Source organism: Streptomyces sp. NBC_01176 (genome assembly GCF_045039825.1).
In the GTDB taxonomy this organism is placed as follows: Bacteria; Actinomycetota; Actinomycetes; order Streptomycetales; family Streptomycetaceae; genus Streptomyces.
Genome location: NZ_CP108600.1, coordinates 7,416,915 through 7,436,029 on the forward strand (window position 1 = coordinate 7,416,915; position 19,115 = coordinate 7,436,029).

Annotated in this window: 16 protein-coding genes; 12 read left to right on the top strand and 4 right to left on the bottom strand. The window is 71.5% G+C overall.

What is annotated here, in order from left to right; genetic code table 11:
* Positions 1–7: 7 nt before the first annotated feature.
* Entirely contained in the window at positions 8–223 is a 216-nt protein-coding gene (locus tag OG199_RS32165; RefSeq protein ID WP_356809655.1) for an I78 family peptidase inhibitor, read from the top strand.
* A 288-nt stretch (positions 224–511) separates the two neighbouring features.
* On the opposite strand, the gene OG199_RS32170 is transcribed toward OG199_RS32165, so the two are convergent.
* Both OG199_RS32170 and OG199_RS32175 read right to left on the bottom strand, forming a co-directional pair.
* On the bottom strand, positions 512–1,555 hold the full coding sequence (locus OG199_RS32170) for a phosphatase PAP2 family protein (protein WP_405832409.1): 1,044 nt from the start codon (positions 1,553–1,555) through the stop codon (positions 512–514).
* Between the two features lie 239 nt (positions 1,556–1,794).
* Positions 1,795–2,964 (bottom strand): glycosyltransferase family 39 protein, encoded by a 1,170-nt coding sequence (locus OG199_RS32175; RefSeq protein ID WP_405832411.1) that lies wholly within the window; start codon positions 2,962–2,964, stop codon positions 1,795–1,797.
* 258 nt (positions 2,965–3,222) lie between these two features.
* Between OG199_RS32175 and OG199_RS32180 the strand changes: the two genes are divergently transcribed.
* Both OG199_RS32180 and OG199_RS32185 read left to right on the top strand, forming a co-directional pair.
* Entirely contained in the window at positions 3,223–4,833 is a 1,611-nt protein-coding gene (locus OG199_RS32180) for an MFS transporter (protein WP_356805922.1), read from the top strand.
* 143 nt (positions 4,834–4,976) lie between these two features.
* Positions 4,977–6,170, top strand: a complete 1,194-nt coding sequence (locus OG199_RS32185; protein ID WP_356805921.1) for an acyl-CoA dehydrogenase family protein — start codon at positions 4,977–4,979, stop codon at positions 6,168–6,170.
* A gap of 39 nt (positions 6,171–6,209) precedes the next feature.
* Here the strand turns inward: OG199_RS32185 and OG199_RS32190 are convergent, their stop codons facing one another.
* Positions 6,210–6,650 carry a cell division protein SepF gene (locus OG199_RS32190; RefSeq protein WP_266698056.1) on the bottom strand — a complete coding sequence of 147 codons (441 nt, stop codon included), beginning with the start codon at positions 6,648–6,650 and terminating at the stop codon, positions 6,210–6,212.
* A gap of 289 nt (positions 6,651–6,939) precedes the next feature.
* On the opposite strand from OG199_RS32190, the gene OG199_RS32195 reads away from it, so the two are divergent.
* On the top strand, positions 6,940–8,172 hold the full coding sequence (locus OG199_RS32195) for a DUF5685 family protein (protein WP_356805919.1): 1,233 nt from the start codon (positions 6,940–6,942) through the stop codon (positions 8,170–8,172).
* Between the two features lie 113 nt (positions 8,173–8,285).
* Here the strand turns inward: OG199_RS32195 and OG199_RS32200 are convergent, their stop codons facing one another.
* A complete protein-coding gene (locus tag OG199_RS32200; protein ID WP_401803016.1) occupies positions 8,286–9,251 on the bottom strand; it encodes an ABC transporter substrate-binding protein in 966 nt (321 codons plus the stop codon).
* A 428-nt stretch (positions 9,252–9,679) separates the two neighbouring features.
* Here OG199_RS32200 and OG199_RS32205 point away from each other — a divergent pair, with 428 nt between their 5' ends.
* The 8 genes from OG199_RS32205 to OG199_RS32240 all read left to right on the top strand — a co-directional run bounded on the left by OG199_RS32205 (position 9,680) and on the right by OG199_RS32240 (position 19,048).
* On the top strand, positions 9,680–10,531 hold the full coding sequence (locus tag OG199_RS32205; RefSeq protein ID WP_356805916.1) for an amino acid ABC transporter permease: 852 nt from the start codon (positions 9,680–9,682) through the stop codon (positions 10,529–10,531).
* A gap of 200 nt (positions 10,532–10,731) precedes the next feature.
* Entirely contained in the window at positions 10,732–12,471 is a 1,740-nt protein-coding gene (locus OG199_RS32210; RefSeq protein ID WP_405834735.1) for an FAD/NAD(P)-binding protein, read from the top strand.
* Positions 12,472–12,594: 123 nt separating this feature from the next.
* Complete coding sequence (locus OG199_RS32215; protein ID WP_356805929.1) at positions 12,595–13,347, top strand: amino acid ABC transporter ATP-binding protein; 753 nt, start codon at positions 12,595–12,597, stop codon at positions 13,345–13,347.
* An 88-nt stretch (positions 13,348–13,435) separates the two neighbouring features.
* Positions 13,436–14,506: an LLM class flavin-dependent oxidoreductase gene (locus OG199_RS32220; RefSeq protein WP_405832415.1), complete on the top strand. Its 1,071-nt coding sequence runs from the start codon at positions 13,436–13,438 to the stop codon at positions 14,504–14,506.
* Positions 14,503–15,792 carry an LLM class flavin-dependent oxidoreductase gene (locus OG199_RS32225; RefSeq protein ID WP_405832416.1) on the top strand — a complete coding sequence of 430 codons (1,290 nt, stop codon included), beginning with the start codon at positions 14,503–14,505 and terminating at the stop codon, positions 15,790–15,792. The genes OG199_RS32220 and OG199_RS32225 overlap by 4 nt, the downstream gene beginning before the upstream one ends.
* A gap of 4 nt (positions 15,793–15,796) precedes the next feature.
* Entirely contained in the window at positions 15,797–16,579 is a 783-nt protein-coding gene (locus OG199_RS32230; RefSeq protein ID WP_356805911.1) for a DUF1684 domain-containing protein, read from the top strand.
* A gap of 289 nt (positions 16,580–16,868) precedes the next feature.
* Positions 16,869–17,774 carry a S1 family peptidase gene (locus tag OG199_RS32235; protein WP_356805910.1) on the top strand — a complete coding sequence of 302 codons (906 nt, stop codon included), beginning with the start codon at positions 16,869–16,871 and terminating at the stop codon, positions 17,772–17,774.
* A 224-nt stretch (positions 17,775–17,998) separates the two neighbouring features.
* Positions 17,999–19,048, top strand: a complete 1,050-nt coding sequence (locus tag OG199_RS32240) for a slipin family protein (protein ID WP_405834738.1) — start codon at positions 17,999–18,001, stop codon at positions 19,046–19,048.
* Positions 19,049–19,115 lie beyond the last annotated feature (67 nt).

Genomic DNA, 19,115 nt, shown 5'->3' on the forward strand with positions numbered 1-19,115 from the left:
GGCGGTCATGGCACCCATTCCCACTCCGCCCGCGGAACCCGAGGACAGCCCGGAGACCTATGTCGGGATGGAGGCGAGCAGCGCCGAGCGCCGCGCCCGTGAGCGCGGCTGGTCCTCGGTGCGCTCGCTCCCGCCCGGCGCGATCATCACCATGGAGTACCGCGTGGGAAGGCTGAACTTCGAGGTCGGCGACGGCCGGGTGACCCGCTGCTGGAAGGGCTGAGGCCAGGTCGGTCCCGGCTCCGGGGCCACGGACACCTCGCCCCTGAGGGATCCAAGGCGCGCGCGAGGGGCCGGACACCCAGGCACCCGAGGGGTCCCAAGGACCTGAAGACCTGGGAGAGCGAAAGCCGCAAAAAGGTCAAACGGGACCTGAGGGATCGACAGGACCGGGGCCCCCGAAGGCCGAAGAGCCCGGGAACCGGATCGCGCGAAGGCCCCCGGCTCGGGTGAGCCGGGGGCCTTCGCGCGCGGGGCGGGTGTGCGTACCGGCCCCGCCGTGTTCCTGGTCTCAGCCGCCCGCGGCGGGCCGGGCCGAGGCCGTGGTCGTCGCGGAGCGTGCCGCGCGGTCCGCGTGCGGCGGCCGGCGGCTGCCGGCCGGGGTGACCGGGGTGCGCTCCGAGCGGGCCAAGTGCGGTCCGGGGGCCAGGTAGGCGGGACCCCGGGACGAACGCGCGGCGGCCGCGGTCTCGCGCGCCGGCACCTCCTCGTCCGCGGGGCCGTGCTGCTTGACCAGGACGGGCGCGCCGACCGGGGCGCCGACGGGAACGTCGGCGGGAGCGGGCGCCGTGCGGCCGCGACGGGAACGCCAGGCGTCGCGCAGCGTGAAGATCCCGGTCTCGGCGTGGGCGATCAGCGGCTCGCACCAGGGCAGTGCCAGCAGGATCAGCAGGCCGGCGGCCCAGCCCAGCAGCACATCGCTCAGCCAGTGCGTACCGAGGTAGACGGTGGTGAGGCCGACCCCGAGCGAGGTCACGGCGGACAGCGCGGACAGCCAGCGCCGCGCCCCCGGGGTGGAGGCCAGATAGGCCAGAATCCCCCAGGTCACCACGGCGTTCGCGGTGTGACCCGAAGGAAATATATCGCCGCCCAGGCCCATCTCGTTCGAGCCGATCGTGATGGCGTAGTGCGGACCGAGGCGGCCCATGCCGAGCTTGGCGGCGCCGACCGTGATGTTCAGCAGCAACAGCGAGGCGCCCAGCGTCAGCAGCGGGCGAAGGGTGTGCTGCCGCCACGAGCGCCAGCCGAGCCAGGCCGCCACCATCACGGCGGTGGGGCCGCGTTGGCCGAGCACCACGTAGTAGTCGAGGAACGCGTGGATCTCCGGCCACTGTTGATACGGCCGGAAGAACATGACCTGCCAGTCGAACCGGACCAGCCACGAAGTGATCGCCACGGCCCACACGATGGCCACGTAGAAGGCCAGGGTGGCTCCGAAGAGCACAACCCTGTGCCTGCTCATCTTCGGCACATCGATGTGGGCCGGTCGTTCCGGCTCACGGTCCAGCCGGGCGAAGACCCGGTCCAGACGGGTGAGGTTTCGTTCGGTACGCACTCAATCGACGCTACAGCGAGTGAGCTGCGTTCCAGGCCGAATCACTCGCTTTGTGATGACGATGTGATGTGGGATTCCTCTCAGGGCGATGTTTATTTCTAATGATTCGCTAATCCTCGAGGGGGTGGCGCTGTAATTCCATTGATCGGTTCCGGGGCCGGTTATATGGCGCTTATTAATTCGTTCACCGAATGCTTGACTGGAATTCTCCGGCTGCTCACCGACCGTCCAGGGGTCGGTCATGGCGGTCCGGAGCCGTTCAGCCAGAAGGCGCCGTAGGCCGCCGAAGCCGCGGCCACGACGCCGAGAATCGCCGCTGACCTGGACTTACGCAGCCTGGCCAGAGCCAGAGCGAGGGGCAGCAGCAGAGGGAAGGCGGGCAGCAGAAGGCGCGGTTTCGACCCGAAGTAGCCCGAGGCGCACAGGGCGAGCGCGGTGACGATCCCCGAGTACACGAGCAGCGGGAGAGGCTGTCCCTGCCGCACACAGGTGGCGTACAGCCAGATCACCAGGGCGACCCCGACGATCAGACCGACGCCGGCCGACGCGGACGGAAATGACGTGAACTTGTCGCCCACGAAGCGCGCGAAGGCGTATCCGCCGTCGAATCCGTTGCCCCACTGCCCCTGGACGTCGAGATACCCCAGCGGGCCTCTGCCCGTGTGATGGCCGACCCACAGGACGTATCCGGCGGCGCCGAGCGGCGCGAGGAGCATGCCGAGGGCGCGTCGCCACCGGGAGGCGCCCTGCGCGGAAGACGTGCTCCGCTCCCGCACGAACGAGGTGATCGCCGCCACCCAGAGCGCCGCGACCACCGCCGCGCCCACCGGGCGGGTCAGCCCGGCGAGCGAGGCGAGCAGCCCCGCCGTCACCCAGCGGCCGGTCAGCACCGCGTAGAGCGACCAGGCGGCCAGCGCCGTGAACAGGGACTCGCTGTACGCCATCGACTGCACGATGCCGACGGGCAGCACCGCCCACACGAGCGCGGCGCACACACCGGCACGCCGTCCGTACACCTGGTCCGCGACCGCGAAGATCCCCCAGGCCGCCGCCAACGAGGCGAGCGTGGCCACCAGCAGGCCCGCGTCCGCGTACGACAAGGGGGACAGGGCCGCGACGAACCGCTCAAGCCAGGGCAGCAGCGGGAAGAACGCGAGGTTGGAGTGCACGTCGCCGTTGGGCAGCCGGACCTGCCAGCCGTAGCCGAACGAGGCGACCCGGGTGTACCAGAGCGAGTCCCAGCGCGCTGTCAGCAGCGTGTGCGCGCTCTTGCCGTTCGCGGCACTCCACAGGAAGAGGGCGATCAGGCCCAGGGCGCGGACGCCCGCGTACCCGAGGAGGGCTGGTGCGGCGCGGCGCAGCGCGCCCGCACGGGGCGGCGCCGCGGCGGGCGTCTCAAGATCGGTCACGGGCTCGATTATCGACGGCCCGCGGAACCGGCCGCCCTCCCGGGGCGCTGCTCGGCCCGGTGGGCGTGGCGTACGCCACATGCGAGGCCAGGGGAACGTGAGAGGTCCGCCACGTGGAGCGAAGGGGAACTCGCGTACGCTGGCCGCTCACTCGCCTTGGTCGCGTGCGCCCGGGAAGGCCGTTCCTCCCGCCGCAGCCGCAGGGAGTCCCCACCCAGCGGATCGCCGAACGCGAGGGAACATCTGGGAGGTACGTACATGTCCGGGACGACCACGGCCGACACGTGTCGCCGTCGGGAGACCGGGGCCGGTGCCAACCGCTGGGTCGTCCTTGTGGTGCTGTGCGTCAGCCTGCTCCTCGTGGCCCTCGATGCCACCGTGCTGCACGTCGCGGTGCCCGCCGTCACCGAGGACCTCAAGCCCGGCGCGATAGAGCTGCTCTGGATCGTCGACGTCTACCCGCTCGTCTGTGCCTCGCTCCTTATTCTCTTCGGCACGCTGGGCGACCGGATCGGCCGCAGACGCGTCCTCCTGCTGGGATACGCGCTGTTCGGCGTCGCCTCGGGCGTCGCCGCCCTCGCCGACAGCGCCCAGCTCCTCATCGGGGCCCGTGCCCTGCTCGGCGTCGGCGGCGCGATGATCATGCCCGCCACGCTGTCGATCCTGCGCCAGGTCTTTCCCGACCGGCGCGAGCGGGCGCTCGCGATCGGCATCTGGAGCGCGGTCGCCGCGGTCGGTGCCGCCGTCGGGCCGCTGCTGGGCGGCTTCCTGCTCGAACATTTCTGGTGGGGATCCGTATTCCTGATCAACATCCCGCTGATGCTGATCAGCCTGCCGATCGGGCGGCTGCTGCTGCCCGAGTCACGCGGCGCGCGCAACGGACCCTGGGACGTGACCGGGGCCTTGATGGCCGCCGCCGGACTCTTCGGGCTGGTCCTCGGGGTGAAGCAGCTCGGCGGGGGCGAGGCGCCCTTCGGCCCGTTCACGCTGGCGCCCCTGCTCCTCGGCGCCGCGCTGATGTTCGGATTCGTACGGCGACAGCGGCGGCGCGCGCATCCGCTGGTCGATCTGCGGATGTTCTCGCGGCCCGCGTTCAGCACCTCGGTGGGATGCATCGTGCTCGCCATGCTCGCGCTGGTCGGCCTGGAGCTGATCGCCGCGCAGTATCTGCAGCTGGTGCTCGGCCTCTCCCCGCTGGAGACCGGGCTGCGACTGCTCCCGCTCACCTTCGCGGCGATGGCCGCGGGGCTCGTCGGGGCGCGGATGCTGCGCCGGTTCGGGCCGCGCGTGATGGTCTGCTCCGGGTTCTGCGCCACCGCGGCCGCGGTGGTCACGCTCACCGCGATGGGCGGCAACGACAACGCCGGGCTGCTGCTCGTCGGGTTCGTGCTGCTCGGGTTCGGGCTGGAGACGACGCTCTTCGGGGCGTACGAGTCGATGCTGAGCGAGGCGCCGCCCGCGCAGGCCGGTGGAGCCGCGGCGATAGGGGAGACCTCGTACCAGTTGGGCGCCGGGATCGGGATAGCGCTCCTGGGGAGTGTGATGAACGCGGCGTACGCTCCCGGGCTGTCGTCCGTGCGGGGAGTCCCGGCGGGCGACTCGGCCGCGGCGGGCCACTCGCTGGGCGAGGCGTACGACGTGGCCGCGCGCCTGGGCGGGGCACGCGGGGCCGCCCTGCGCCACGCGGCCCGCGACTCCTTCGTGCACGGGCTGCATGTGACCCTGCTGGTCAGTGCGGGTTTGCTGCTGCTGGGCGCGGTGATGGCGCTGCGGCTGCCCCGGGTCATGGAGTGCGAGGCGCCCGCGGCGGCGGGCTCGGCCGAGATTCCCGCGCCCCGGAAAGCGCCCGAGTCCCGGGTCTCCGCGTAGTTCCGTCAGGTTTCGCCGGGTCTCGCCGGGTTCCCCCGCTCGCGCGCCGGTGGACCCTGGACGTACGGGACACCGCGTCGTAGCGTCGGCCCCGAAGCCGTTGTGACTAACACTGCTAGTTTTAGTGTGCCGGAGGTACTGCCATGTCCGCGTCCTCGAAGCTGCCGCCCTTCGACCCCACCGATCCGCTGGGCATCGACGACCTGCTGGACGCGGAGGACCTCGCGATCCGCGACACCGTCCGGACCTGGGCCGCGGACCGCGTGCTGCCGTACGTGGCCGAGTGGTACGAGAAGGGGGAGCTGCCCGGAATCCGCGAGCTGGCGCGTGAGCTGGGCGGGATCGGGGCGCTCGGGATGTCGCTGGAGGGCTACGGGTGCGCGGGGGCCAGCGCGGTGCAGTACGGGCTCGCCTGTCTGGAGCTCGAGGCCGCCGATTCGGGGATCCGGTCCCTCGTCTCGGTGCAGGGATCGCTCGCCATGTACGCCATCCACCGCTTCGGTTCCGAGGAGCAGAAGCAGCGGTGGCTGCCCTCGATGGCCTCCGGCGACGTCATCGGGTGCTTCGGGCTCACCGAGCCCGACCACGGCTCCGACCCCGGCGCCATGCGGACCTTCGCCAAGCGCGACGCCGGGGGTGACTGGGTTCTCAACGGGCGGAAGATGTGGATCACGAACGGTTCGGTCGCCGGGGTCGCCGTCGTCTGGGCGCAGACCGACGACGGGATCAGGGGCTTCGCGGTCCCCACCGACGTGCCCGGGTTCTCCGCGCCCGAGATCAAGCACAAGTGGTCCCTGCGGGCCAGCGTCACCAGTGAGCTGGTCCTCGACGACGTCCGGCTGCCCGCCGACGCCGTGCTGCCCGGGGTGCGCGGACTCAAGGGGCCGCTCAGCTGCCTCTCGCACGCGCGGTACGGGATCGTATGGGGTGCGATGGGTGCGGCGCGGGCCAGTTTCGAGGCCGCCGTCTCCTACGCGAAGACACGCGAGCAGTTCGGCCGGCCCATCGGCGGCTTCCAGCTCACCCAGGCCAAGCTCGCCGACATGGCCGTCGAACTGCACAAGGGAATTCTGCTGGCCCACCATCTCGGCCGGCGTATGGACGCGGGACGGCTCCGTCCCGAGCAGGTCAGTTTCGGCAAGCTCAACAACGTGCGCGAGGCGATCGAGATCTGCCGGACCGCCCGGACCATTCTCGGCGCCAACGGGATCTCGCTCGAATATCCCGTGATGCGGCACGCCACGAATCTCGAATCGGTGCTCACCTACGAGGGCACCGTGGAGATGCATCAGCTGGTACTGGGCAAGGCGCTCACCGGACTCGACGCCTTCCGGTGAACCGAGCACCGCAGGGCGGGGCCGGTGAGCGGCCCTGCCTCAGCTCTGGTTGAAGAAGCCGTCCGTCTGGCGACCCGCGGCCTCGCCGCTGACGATCTCGGTGTGGGCGGGGGTCAGCAGGAAGACCCGGGTGGCGACCCGCTCGATGGTGCCGTGCAGGCCGAAGGTCAGACCGGCCGCGAAGTCCACCACGCGCTTGGCGTCGGAGGGCTCCATGGCCGTGAGGTTGATGATGACCGGGACACCGTCCCGGAAGAGTTCACCGATGCCGCGTGCGTCCCGGAAGCTGTCCGGGGTGACCGTGCCGATCCGGCGGCCCTTTTCCTCCGCCGTCTCGGACGCGACCTTCACGCGCGGGTCGGTGACCCAGGCATCGCCGGGCTCCTGCCCCTCGGCGTAGTTGTCGTCGTCGTAGTAACGCTCGTCATCGTTGTCGTCGACGAGGCCAAGCCAGGCACTCGCCTTGCGCACCGATCCCATGGACGCCTCCTCTCACAGCGGTCTTTCTTGCTTCCGCATCCCCATGGTCGTCCATGATGCGGATGTCGCGCCAAGTGGATAGACGCCGCGCGGGGGTTTCGTGACGGTACTGGTGCACAGCGAATTCGTCGAGAGCCCGCGTCTCCCAAGGGCCCTGCCGTGTACGGCTGCTGACTAAGAGTGAAATATGATTCTCGACGGCGTTCGGGTGACGCGTGGGGCGTACGGGTGAACGGGGTGGTCGATACGATGCCGCAGCTCAACGTCGCACGAGTCACGGGGGAGTGTCGTGTTCGGAATCGTGAGGCCCTGCAGCCACCGGCTCGGTGAAGGGCTCAAGACGCAGTGGATGGCGCATCTGTGCGGGCTCTGCCTCGCGTTGCGCGGGGACCACGGGCAGTTCGCTCGGATTGTCACCAATTACGACGGTCTGCTGATATCGGTTTTGACGGAGGCTCAGGTCGAGCGCGCCGACGGGGGCCGGCGTACGGCGGGCCCCTGCCCCCTGCGCGGCATGCGGACCGCGTCCGTCGCGCAGGGCGACGGCGCCCGGCTCGCCGCCGCCGTCTCCCTGGTGCTGGCCTCCGCCAAGGTGCGCGACCACGTGGCCGACGGGGACGGCCTGTTGGCCCGCAGGCCGGTGGCGCTCGCCGCGCGCCGGGTCGCCGCGAGCTGGGGGCGTGCCGGGGCCCGTACCGGATCCGAGGTCGGCTTCGACACCGCCGTCCTGGTCGACGCCGTGGACCGGCAGATCGGCATCGAGACGCTCGCCGGGCCCGGAACACCGCTGCTGACCGTCACCGAGCCGACCGAGTCCGCGACCGCGGCCGCCTTCGCCCACACCGCGGTCCTCGCCGGCCGTCCGGGGAACGCCGCACCGCTCGCCGAGGCCGGCCGGCTCTTCGGACGGCTCGCGCATCTGCTGGACGCCGTGGAGGACAGGGAAACTGACGCCGCGTCGGGAGCCTGGAATCCGCTGACGGCCACCGGTACGCCACTCGCCGAGGCCCGCAGGCTCGCCGACGACGCGCTGCACGGGATACGGCTGGCGCTGCGCGAGGTCGCGTTCACGGACGGCAGGCTGGCGCACGTCCTGCTCGCGCACGAGCTGACGCGCTCGGTGGACCGGGCCTTCGGGACGTCGGGGTGCGGGCACGGGGAGCACGGCGGTCCGGGAGCGGCCGGCGCCTTCGGGCCACCGGGGCAGGGCGGCCCGTACAACCCGCAGCAGCCGCCGCGTCCGTACGACGGCCGGAATCCCTACGTCGGCGGGGGCGACCCCCTCGGCGGCGGGCCCTCCTTCCGGCCGCCCGGGCCCGGCGGGCGCGGCTTCTGGGCCGGGTGCGCCGCCGCGATCGGGCTCTGCTGCACCTGCAAGGTGTGCTGCGCCGACGAGTTCGAGGGGCCGTGGTCCCGGCAGCGGCGCGAGGGCTGGTGCGGCAACTGCGACTGCTCCTGCTGCGACTGCTGCGAGGCCTGCGAGTGCTGTGAATGCTGCAGTTGCTGCGACTGCGGGATCTGAGGGCGCCGGCCGTGACCGCGGACCCGGGCGCCCCCCGCCGGGAAGGGGCGCGCGGTGCCCCGGCGGCGGACGGCCGCGCGGGCTCGTCCGCCGCGGGGGCGGCGCCGTGTGTCTCAGTTCTTCTGTTCCGGCGGTGAGATCCGGGAGGTGTCGATCGCCGACCCCGTCGTGCCCCACTTCTTCAGGATCCTCGCGTACGTGCCGTCCGCGATCAGCCTGTTCACCGCTGCCTGGAAGGCGGGGGCCAGCGCGGTGTTCTTCTTGAAGGCGAAGCCGACGTCCAGCCGGTGGTACTCGTTGAGGAACTTGACGCCCGTCTGGTGGGCGACGGCGTAGCGCAGTCCGTTGATCGTGGACATCACGATGTCGCTGCGGCCCTGCTGGAGCGAGGACCAGATCGCGCCCTGCTCGCTGTAGGTCTGCACCTTGTACGCCTTCTTGCCCGCGTCCGCGCAGACCTTCCTGTTGTCCTCGAGCGTCGCCTCGAACGTCGTCCCCGCGCCGGTCGCGACGTTCAGTCCGCACAGCTGCCGCAGGTCGGTGACGGCCTTCAGCCCGCTGTCCGCGCGGGTGGCGAAGCCCTGGCCGTCGTTGATGTAGGTGACGAAGTCGATCACCTTGCGGCGTTCGTCGGTGACGCCGAAGTTGCTGGCCCCGAAGTCGTACTTGCCGCTGTCGAGCGCCGGCAGGATCGCCTCGAAACTCGCGGACTCGTGCTTCAGGCCGATGCCGAGGGCTTTCGCGACCGCGTCCGCGAAGTCGACGTCCTGACCCGCGAGCGTCTTCCCGTCCTTGAGATACGCGGTGCCGGGCGGCTGGCCGGAGACGCTGACGGCGACGGTGAGGTCGGTGACCCCGGCGGGCAGCAACTTGGCCGCCGCCTCGTCCTTCTTGACGGCCGAGACGACGTCCGTGGTGGGGATCGCGTCGCTCCCGGCCGCGGCCTGGGCGGTGCCTCCCCCGCCGCCGCCGTCGCCGGAACCGGCACCGGAGCCACAGGCCGTGAGCAGCAGAGTCGCGGAGGCAAGCAGGGCAAAGGGCGCAAAACGCCTGTTGCGGGTACGCGTGAACGTACGCATGGTGTGGGGTCTCCTGAAGGCGGGAGCGAAGGAGCGCGGAGGGGTACGGAGAGGGGAGGGGTGCGCGTGTGAAGGCCTGAGGGGGAGCGGTGAAACGCGGAGGGCGCCCGATTCGGGCGGTCGCGCAGGGGGTCAGCTCAACAGGAAGAGGACCACACTCGACCGAAGTCGATGTGGGAGCGCGTGACCAGCCACTGCTGCGAATGCATGGACCCAAGTGGAACAGGCATCCGTTTGCGCGTCAACTGACTTGAGACGAACGGCTCATAGTGTGGACAGCCTTGACAGCGAGGGGAAACGTCCCCGTACTCTCGGTGCACGGCCCTGCTGAGGGGCTCGGCCGTACGCGCCTCGCGGCGCCCCGCGTCACCCGCGTTGACCTGTGTGAAGGCACCCGTGCTCGACTCGATGCATCACGGAGCCTCCGCATGTCCTCGGACACCCTCACCAAGATCCCCGAAGCCGTACCGGACGACACGGCGTCCCTGCGCATCGTCCCGCGGCGCCGTCTCGGCCAGTGGACCGCCGCCGCCGTCGTCCTGGTCCTGCTCGGACTCGCTCTCGACTCCGTCGCCCGCAACGAGGCGTTCCAATGGGGCGTCGTGGGCGACTACTTCACCTCCGCCTCCGTCCTGCGGGGCCTGTGGCTCACCCTCTGGCTGACCGCGGTCGTGATGGTGCTCGGCTTCGCGCTGGGCACCCTGCTCGCCACGTGCCGGCTGTCGGCCAACCCCGTCCTGCGGGCGGTCGGCTGGGGATATGTCTGGCTGTTCCGGTCGATGCCGATCCTGGTGCAGCTGCTGTTCTGGTTCAACATCGGGGCGCTGTACCCACAGATCCTCGGCGTGCGGACGGTGAACCTGCTCGGTCCGGTCACCGTCGCCGTCCTCGGACTGACCCTGCACGAGGCCGCGTACGCCGCCGAGGTGGTGCGTGGCGGCATCCTCTCCGTCGACCGCGGCCAGATCGAGGCCGCGCAGGCGCTGGGTCTGAGCCGGTGGCGCCGCTGGTGGCGGATCGTGCTCCCGCAGGCGATGCGCTCGATCGTGCCGCCGGCCGGCAACATGCTGATCGGCACCCTCAAGGGCACCTCCATCGTCAGCGTCATCGCCGTACAGGACCTGCTCTACTCCACGCAGCTCGTCTACCACCGCACCTACCAGGTCATCCCGCTGCTCACGGTGGCCACCCTCTGGTACGTCGTCGTCACCTCCGTGCTCTCCTTCGGTCAGTTCCACGTCGAGAGGCACTACGCGCGCGGTACGGAGCGCAGCCGATGAGCACGCGTCCGACGACTGCGCGTCCGGCGACTGCGCGTCCGGCGACTGCGCGTCCGGCGACTGCGCATCCGGCGACCGTGCATCCGGTGGCCACGCCCCCGGTGACCGCCCAGCCGGAGACCGTGCACCCGGCCGGCGCGCGTCCGACCGGCACGCACCCGGGGAACACGCACCCGGAGGACGCGGGGCGTCCCGCGCTGGTGATCGTGGGCGCAGGTCCCCGCGGGACCGGTCTCCTGGAGCGGATAGCCGCCAACGCGCCGGAGCTGTACGCCGGTTCGGGCCTGGACATCCATCTCGTCGACCCGTATCCGCCGGGCGGCGGCCGCATCTGGCGCGAGGAGCAGTCGCCGCTGCTGTGGATGAACTCCGAGGCCCAGGACGTCACGATGTTCACCGACGAGACGGTGGACATGGCGGGGCCTGTCCTGGCCGGCCCCACCCTGCACGAGTGGGCCGCCCTCGACGGACGCGTCTTCGCCGACCGGCAGCGGCAGGGCGCGTACCTGCGCTGGGTGTACGAGCGGACGGTGGCATCCCTGCCGCCGGGCATCACGGTCCACCACCATCCGTGCCGGGCCCTGCGGGTCGACGGAGGACACGACGGGCGTCAACTGGTGTGGCTGGAGGGCCACACGCATCCGCTCGGTGCCGACCTCGTCGTCCTCACCCTCGGCCACCTCGACGCCGAACTCGACGCCGAGCAGAGGGAACTGGCCGCGTACGCCCGCGCGCACGACCTGGTCCACCTGCCGCCGGACTTCACCGCCGACAGCGACCTCGCGGCGCTGAGACCGGGCGAACCGGTTCTCGTCCGCGGCTTCGGGCTCGCCTTCGTCGACCTGATGGTGCTGCTCACCGAGGGGCGCGGCGGACGGTACGAAGGGGAGACCTATCTGCCCTCCGGACGCGAGCCCGTGCTGTACGTCGGCTCCCGGCGCGGGGTCCCCTACCATTCCAAGATCGGCTACGCCTGGACGGGTGAACGGCCGCCGCTGCCAAGGTACTTCGGGCCGACCCAGGTCGGTGAACTGCTCGCCCGACCCGGTGGGTTCGACTTCCGGCGCGATGTGTGGCCGCTGGTCGAGAAGGAACTGGGGTTCGCGCACTACCACCGGCTGTTCACCGCCCACCCCGAACGCACGCGGATCGCCTGGACCGACTTCGAGGAGAAGTACGGGACCGGGGACGGCCCCGAGATCCAGGCCCTGGTGGCCTCCGCCGTGCCCGACCCCGCCGACCGGCTCGACCTCGCCGCACTGGACCGCCCGCTGGACGGGATGCGTCACACCTCGTACGAGGAACTCCAGGCCGGACTGCGCGCGTACCTCGAGGACGACCTGACCAGACGTCACGACCCCGCGTACAGCGCCGACTCGGCGGTCTTCCTCGGACTGCTCTCGGTCTACGGGCAGTTGGTCAGGCTCGGTGACATCGGTTCCTGGTGGCACGGCTTCTTCAGCTTCCTCGCGTCGGGTCCGCCCGGACCGCGGCTGCGCCAGATGCGGGCCCTCTCACGGGCCGGAATCCTGCGGTTCCTGGGCGCGGACATGACCGTCACCGCCGCCGAGGGCGTCTTCCGGGCGGCCAGTGCCACCGTGCCCGGCGCGACGGTCGAGGCCCGGGCCCTCGTCGAGGCGCGACTGCCGCACCCCACGGTCGAGCGGACCCGCGACACGCTGCTGCGCGAGCTGTACGCGGAAGGGGCCGCCGCCACCCCGGAGGGGCTGCTCGCCGTCGACCCCGTCGACGGCAGGGTCCTGGACCGCTCCGGTGTCCCGCACCCCCGGCGCTTCGCGCTCGGCCCGCACACCGACGCCCGGGGCTCGGGCGCGTTCACCCGGCCGCGTACCGGCGGCCCTGCGTTCCGGCAGAACGACGCGGCGGCCCGGGCCGCGCTGGTGTTCCTGCGCGACCTCGCCTGTCGCCCCGTCTCCTGACCCCGCGCGCCCTCTTCCGCCGTTCCTTCCCATCCGTGTCCTCCCATCCGCCCCCTCCCACCCGTCAGGAAACGCCCGATGAGCGCATTGCCCGGCAAGGACGAGCCGGCCGCCGGCCGCCTCATGGTGGACATCAAGGCCGTGTACAAGAGCTTCGGTTCGCTGGAGGTGCTCAAAGGCGTCGACCTGGAGGTGCGCGCCGGTGAGGTCGCCGTCGTCCTGGGACCGTCCGGCTCCGGCAAGTCCACCCTGCTGCGCACGATCAACCACCTGGAGAAACCGGACCGGGGTGTGATCACCGTCGACGGCGCGCTCGTGGGCTACCGGCGCTCCGGGGACAGGCTGTACGAACTGCGCGAGCGCGAGATCCTCGGACAGCGCACCCGGATCGGCTTCGTCTTCCAGAACTTCAACCTCTTCCCGCACCTCACGGTGCTGGACAACATCGTCGAGGCACCGGTCTCCGCGCTGAAGCGTCCGCGCGAGGAAGCCGTCGAGGCGGCACGGGGGCTCCTCGACCGGGTCGGGCTCGCCGACAGAGCCGACGCCTACCCCAGGCAGCTCTCCGGCGGACAGCAGCAACGGGTCGCCATCGCACGGGCGCTCGCCCTGGAGCCGAAGCTGCTGCTCTTCGACGAACCGACCTCGGCGCTCGACCCCGAGCTGGTCGGGGAGGTCCTCGACGTCATCAGGGACCTGGCGCGCCGGGGCACCACGATGATCGTCGTCACGCACGAGATCGGCTTCGCACGCGAGGTCGCCGACACCGTCGTCTTCATGGACGACGGGCGGATCGTCGAGCGGGGCACCCCCGGCGACGTACTGGACCGGCCGCGGCGGGAACGGACACGGGCGTTTCTCTCCAAGGTCCTCTGATGTCTTTCGAGGTCCTTCAAGCGCATTTGGGCTTTCTGATCTCTCTATGACCATGCATGGATTTCGGGTAGGGAAAGGTGTCTCTCATATGACCGCACCGCACGGCCGGGGGCTGCTGCACCTAGCCGCCGCCGTCGATCAGCGGGGGTCCTTCGACGCCGCCGCGTACGTCGAGCCGGCGCAACTCGCGGAGCGTGGCGCGCTCGACTTCGTGACGCTCGGCGGCGCCTTCGCGCCCCCCGGCCCCGACGCGCTCGGAGTGCTCGCCCGGGTCGCGCCCGCCACCCGCCGGATCGGTCTGGTACCGACCGTGTCCGGCACCCGCACCGAGTCCTGCCATGTCCACGAGGCGGTGGCGACCCTCGACTGGATCAGCCGCGGCCGGGCCGGCTGGCAGTCCGGCGGGCCTACGGACGCGTACGAGGACGAGGACGAGGACGAGTACGAGGACGAGGACGAGGCCCGGTTCCGGGCCGAGGGAGAAGGCGGCACCGGCACCGGCACCGGCACGCGCGCTGGCGCGGGTGACAGGGGGACCGGCGGCTTCGGCGGCTTCGGCGGCCGGGACGGGCCGCACCGCGTCGACTTCCGGGGCAGCACGTTCTCCGTGACGGGTCCCTCGATCGAGCCGAGGCCCCCGCAGGGCCACCCCGTCCGGGTCGTGGACGCCACCGGGAGCTCCGCCCGCCGGACCGCGGCCCGGTACGCCGACGTGGCACTCCTGCGGGTCACCGGTCCGGCGCAGGCCCGCGCTCTCAGGGCCGAACTCCGCGATGCCGCGGCCGAGTCCGGCCGCGCCCCCGACACGCTGAGGGTCCTCGGCGCGCTCACCGTCGACCTCGGTGACGGGGAACGCGCGGCCGAGCCAGGCCACGGCGGTGGCGGACCCCGGCACACCCCGCAGGGCCCGCTGTACCGGGGCGGTCCCGTCGGCCTCGCCGAACTCATCGCCGTCTGGCACGAGTCCGGGGCCGTCGACGGCTTCCACCTGACCCCGGTCGAGCCACGCCGCGACCTGGAACGGCTCGTGAACGGAACGGTGGCGCTGCTCCAGCACCGCGGTCTGTTCCGCACCTTCTATCCGGGAAGCACGCTCAGGGAGCACCTGCGACTGGCCAGGCCCGCAGGTCGGTACGCCGTGACCGGGGGAGCGTCATGACCGTACGGCCGCGCGGCAGGATCCATCTGGCGGCGCACCTGCCGGGCGGTGGGGGCCTCCTCGCGCGGACCGACCCGTACGCGGGCCCGCGGACCGGCTCGTACGAGGGCCCGCGGACCGGCTCGTACGAGGGTCCGCCGATCGATCCGTACGCGGGCACGCGGACCGACTTCGCCTCCTTCGCACACCTGGCGCGCACCGCCGAGCGCGGCCTGTTCGACTTCCTCCTCCTCGCCGAGAGCCCGCGACCGGGCGAGGACCGGGGAACGACCCGTGATCCGGGCGTCGTCGGACACCCGGAGCCGCTGACCGTTCTCCACGGGCTGGCCGCCGTCACCGAGCGGCTCGGGCTCGCCGCGGCGATCGGCGCGGCCCTCGACGAGCCGTACGGGCTCGCCCGCAGACTCGCCACGCTGGACCACCTCAGCGGCGGGCGGGCCGCCTGGGCCGCGGTCGCCTCCCGCGACACCGTGCCCGGCGAGGGCCTCCGGCGTGACGGCGTCCCGGACCCGGCCGCCCGTCGCCGAGGAGATTCCCGTCCTACTCGGACAACGGAGGCCGTTCTCGGGCGTTCCGCCGAATTCGTGGAAAGGGCACGGGAGTTGTGGGACTCCTGTCCACCGGAGGGTGTCCCGCGCTCCTCGGGCCGCCGGGGCCGGCGTGTCGACGCCGCGGGCGGGTTCGGCGTGCCGCGCTCGCCGCAGGGGCACCCCGTGATCATCCAGGCCGACGACTCGGACGGGGGACGGGAGTTCGCCGCGGCCACCGCGGAGGTCGTCATCACGCGGCACCGGACACCGGAGGCGGGCCGGGAGTTCCGCGCGGACATGGAGAGGCGGCTCGCGACGTACGGGCGCGCGCCCGGCGACCTGAAGATCATGCCCGCGGTGGCCGTGGTGCTCGGCGACACCACCGCCGAGGCGAGGGAACGGGCCGCCGGCATGCACGGCCAGAGGGTTCCGGCGGGCAGCGCGACCGTCGCGCCGCAGGGGGCCCGGGGCGCCGGCCCCTTCCCGTACGCCCCCGACGGTCCTCTTCCCGAGGCCTACGGACGGCCCTCGTACGTCGGCACCCCGGAAGCGGTCGCCGCCGAGCTGGACGCGTGCGTGACCGCCGGCGCCGCCGACGGCTTCGTCCTCGTCCCCCGTCCGGCCCCGGGCGGACTCGACGAGTTCGTCGACCGGGTGGTCCCGCTGCTCCAGGAGCGGGGCGCCTTCCGCACGGAATACACGGGTACGACGCTGCGCTCGCACCTCGGGTCGGTGCGGCCCCTGTGGAAAGGTTGATCACATGACGACGGACGCATCCGAGGACTGGAAGCAGTGGCACGAGCACCGCATCGAGACGGTGTCGGCGCCCTACGGCCCGCTGGCGCTCACCGGCACGCACTGGCTGGAGGATTATCCGGACGGGCGACTTCCGGACATCCCCGGGCGGTGGACCGCCGAGGAGGAGGACGTGGTGCTGACGGCCGCGCCGGAGGACGGTCTCAGCGTGGACGGCGAGCCCTTCACCGGCGAGGTCCGGCTGGTGGCGGACGTGGGCCCGGCGGCCGGGGCCCGCGTCGGGACCGGTGAGCGCCGCTTCGTCGTCCTGGTGCGCGAAGGAGTCTGGGGCGTACGCGACTTCGACCCCGCCGCTCCGACGCGGACGACGTTCAAGGGCATCGAGGCGACGCCGTACGATCCGCACTGGTCGGTGCCGGGGCACTTCACGCCGTACGGCGAGAGGCGCACCGTGCGGGTGGAGAACGCGGACGGGCAGACGCGCGGACTCGAACTCGGCGGCATCCTCGCCTTCACCCTGGACGGCGCGGATCTCACGCTCCAGGTGTCGGTCGAGAGCGACGGCTCGCTGTGGGCCGTGTTCGCCGACGCCACCAGCGGGGACGGTAGTTATCGCTTCCGGTTCCTGCGCCCCGCGGCGCCCGACGCCGAGGGGCGCACGACCGTGGATTTCAACCGCGCCGTGCTTCCGCCGTGCGCGTTCGCCGACCACTTCGTCTGCCCCTTCCCGCCTCCCGGCAATACGCTGGGCGCGGCCGTCGCGGCGGGGGAGCGCACACTGAGCTGAGCGGGGGAAGCGGGGATGGGAGGAGCGGGCGCGGGAGAGCGGGCGGCGCCCCGGTCCGCACGGATTCCGCGCCATCACGCCGAGGAGATCAACACCCCCTGGCCGTACGCAAGTTGAACGCTGCACGGCCGAAAGGCGCCCTTGCGCCGGTCGGCCGTGCGGCCGAATACTCCCCCTCAGCGCTTGTCAGGGGCACGGCTTGTCCGGAATCCGGATGGGCGACTCCCGGCTGCGCCTCACGGGCCCCGACCCCACGCGGGCCCCCTACTTCCCTCGGGAGGAACGAAAAGTGAGGATCAAGCGCACCACCCCCACTCCTCGCAGCGGCATAGCGAGACGCGTCAAGCTGATGGCCGTGACCACCGGACTCGTGGCCGCGGCGGCGTTCGCCACCCCCACCGCGAACGCGGCCGACGTCCACACGTTCAGCGCCACCCAGCTGAGCACGGTGAACAAGTCGGTCCTCAACTCCGACATCGCGGGCACCGCCTGGGCGGTCGACGCCAAGACGAACCGTGTCGTCGTCACCGTCGACAGCACGGTCTCCCAGGCCGAGATCGCGAAGATCAAGAAGGACGCGGGCGGCAACTCGGCCGCCCTCACGATCAAGCACACCCCGGGCAAGTTCAAGAAGCTGATCACCGGCGGCGACGCCATCTACGGTGGTTCCTACCGCTGTTCGCTCGGATTCAACGTGCACAGCGGGAGCACCTACTACTTCCTGACCGCGGGCCACTGCGGTGAGGTCGCCTCCACCTGGTACTCCAACTCCGGTCACACCACCACGCTGGGCACGAACGTGGGCTACAGCTTCCCGACCAACGACTTCGCGCTGGTCCGCTACACCAACTCCTCGGTCGCCCACCCGAGCGCGGTCGGCAGCCAGACCATCACCAGCGCGGCCACGCCCAGCGTGGGCACGACCGTCTACCGCCGTGGCTCGACCACCGGCACGCACAGCGGCCGCGTCACCGCGCTGAACGCGACGGTCAACTACGGCGGCGGCGACGTGGTGTACCAGATGATCCAGACCACCGTCTGCGCCGAGGGCGGCGACAGCGGCGGTCCGCTCTACGGGGGTTCCGTCGCCTACGGTCTGACCTCCGGTGGCAGTGGCAACTGCACCTCCGGCGGTACGACCTTCTTCCAGCCGGTCACCGAGGCGCTGAGCTACTACGGCGTGAGCGTCGGCTGACCGACTGATTCCCCCCACAGCACACTCCCCCCACGGCACGCCCCCACAGTGCCCCGCACGGCCAGACCTGCAGCCAGCAGAAGGCGAGCCCCCGTACGCAACCGGCGTGCGGGGGCTCGCCCTTGTTCAGGTGCCGGGGTTACCGTCGATGTGAACCCGTGAGGCAGGCCTGACAGGGGTCTGGTACACGCCTGATGCGCCACGTCGGACCCTGGGGGGCCGTGATGGTCGAGGAACTGGTGGCGGCGGGAGTCTCCGTCGCGTCGGTGGGCCTGGTCTATGTGATGGCCGGGGCCCGCGTGGTCAAACAGTACGAACGCGGAGTGGTGTTGCGCCTGGGCCGGCTGCGCTCGGAGGTGCGTGGACCCGGGTTCACGATGGTGGTGCCCTTCGTGGACAAGCTGCGCAAGGTCAACATGCAGATCGTCACGATGCCGGTGCCCGCGCAGGAGGGCATCACCCGGGACAACGTCACGGTGCGGGTGGACGCGGTCGTCTACTTCAAGGTGGTGGACGCGGCCGACGCGGTGATCCAGGTGGAGGACTACCAGTTCGCGGTGTCGCAGATGGCGCAGACCTCGCTGCGCTCGATCATCGGCAAGAGCGACCTAGACGACCTGCTCTCCAACCGCGAGAAGCTCAACCAGGGCCTGGAGCTGATGATCGACAGTCCGGCCATGGGCTGGGGCGTGCAGATCGACCGGGTGGAGATCAAGGACGTCTCGCTGCCGGAGACGATGAAGCGGTCGATGGCCCGGCAGGCCGAGGCCGACCGGGAGCGGCGGGCCCGGGTCATCAACGCGGACGCGGAACTGCAGGCGTCGAAGAAGCTGGCGGAGGCCGCCGGGGTGATGTCCGAGCAGCCGGCCGCGTTGCAGCTGAGGCTGCTGCAGACGGTGGTGGCGGTGGCGGCGGAGAAGAACTCCACGCTCGTCCTGCCCTTCCCCGTCGAACTGCTGCGGTTCCTGGAGCGGGCCCAGCAGCCGGCCGCACCGGCGCCGGAACCGGCCGCACCGGAACCGGCCGCACCGGCACCGGTCGCCCCGGCACAGGGACCCGCACCGGTTGCGGTCGCACCGGCACCGGCATCGGCATCGGCATCGCGACCGGAACCGACCGCACCGGAACCGACCGCATCCGATCCGATCGCACCCGATCCGATCGCACCGGATCCGGCGCCTCCCGCCGCCCAGCAATCGGTGCGGGAGCAACCACCGCTTCCCGGAACCCTCTTGGAAGAGGGTTCCGAGGGGGCGAAATCAAGACAGGACTAGACCTCACAGGCCGCATTCCGACCATTCGCACACAGTGTTTGCGGTGGGAACTCGTGTGCTGTGACCA

Coding starts and splice junctions, on each gene's coding strand:
- OG199_RS32165 (WP_356809655.1), top strand. CDS start 8: ATGGCACCCATTCCCACTCCGCCCGCGGAACCCGAGGACAGCCCGGAG.
- OG199_RS32180 (WP_356805922.1), top strand. CDS start 3,223: ATGTCCGGGACGACCACGGCCGACACGTGTCGCCGTCGGGAGACCGGG.
- OG199_RS32185 (WP_356805921.1), top strand. CDS start 4,977: ATGTCCGCGTCCTCGAAGCTGCCGCCCTTCGACCCCACCGATCCGCTG.
- OG199_RS32190 (WP_266698056.1), bottom strand. CDS start 6,650: ATGGGATCGGTGCGCAAGGCGAGTGCCTGGCTTGGCCTCGTCGACGAC.
- OG199_RS32200 (WP_401803016.1), bottom strand. CDS start 9,251: ATGCGTACGTTCACGCGTACCCGCAACAGGCGTTTTGCGCCCTTTGCC.
- OG199_RS32205 (WP_356805916.1), top strand. CDS start 9,680: ATGTCCTCGGACACCCTCACCAAGATCCCCGAAGCCGTACCGGACGAC.
- OG199_RS32215 (WP_356805929.1), top strand. CDS start 12,595: ATGGTGGACATCAAGGCCGTGTACAAGAGCTTCGGTTCGCTGGAGGTG.
- OG199_RS32220 (WP_405832415.1), top strand. CDS start 13,436: ATGACCGCACCGCACGGCCGGGGGCTGCTGCACCTAGCCGCCGCCGTC.
- OG199_RS32225 (WP_405832416.1), top strand. CDS start 14,503: ATGACCGTACGGCCGCGCGGCAGGATCCATCTGGCGGCGCACCTGCCG.
- OG199_RS32230 (WP_356805911.1), top strand. CDS start 15,797: ATGACGACGGACGCATCCGAGGACTGGAAGCAGTGGCACGAGCACCGC.
- OG199_RS32240 (WP_405834738.1), top strand. CDS start 17,999: ATGGTCGAGGAACTGGTGGCGGCGGGAGTCTCCGTCGCGTCGGTGGGC.